Source organism: Polaromonas sp. P3_C2 (genome assembly GCF_056402675.1).
The window spans coordinates 1-683 of record NZ_JBFUGX010001185.1; the positions used below are offsets into that span (position 1 = coordinate 1).

The 683-nt window shown below is 59.5% G+C and carries 1 protein-coding gene; it reads right to left on the reverse strand.

Annotated elements, in window-relative coordinates; genetic code table 11:
* On the reverse strand, positions 1 to 581 hold a 581-nt coding region (locus AC1DWI_RS25480; protein ID WP_477726228.1), incomplete at its 3' end, for a nucleotidyltransferase family protein.
* Between the last annotated feature and the right edge of the window lie 102 nt (positions 582 to 683).

Genomic DNA, 683 nt, shown 5'->3' on the forward strand with positions numbered 1-683 from the left:
ACCTGCAGCCAGCTCCAGCGATCCCGATAAGCCTTCGCTTTTTGCTCGAACAGCGGCAGGTGGTTGCACAGCGGGTTGGGGCTGAGCTTGYCCTCGTACAACTGCGCCAGGCCGTTGGGCGCATAAAGCTCTACATCCGTCCGCTCCGCAGTATTTGCCCTTAAGCCGACACACGTACAGCTCACCAGAAACCGGTCAATACCATCGCGGGAGCTTTGCAGGGCGGGGTAGGGGAAACCGAAATACTCCTCATACCAAGTATGGACCCTGGCCTGGTTTTTGGCTTCCACCACAATGCCCCGGCCCGCAAAGCGGGCGCTGACACGTTCATTGACGGCTGCTTCGCCCGCGCCTGAAAGGTCTGCAGCGTCAAAGTAAAACAGGTCGTAGTCTTTGATGTGGGCTTCGGGCGATTGCCCCGAGTGCAGGTTCCAGATTGTCTGGAAGAGGCATCCCGCCACCAGCCATGCGTCAGGCAGTCCCAGCGCAGGCAGGTGTTCCAGAATGAACCGGTTGTGGCGGTTTTTCAGCGCGTCCCGGATGAATTCATCCGGGAGTACGGCCTCAGACGACCTTGGCAATCGACGCGCAGACGTAGTCGATGTTCTTGCTGTTCAGGGCGGCTACGCACATGCGGCCGGTGTCGGTGCCGTAAACGCCGAATTCATTGCGCAGGCGCACCA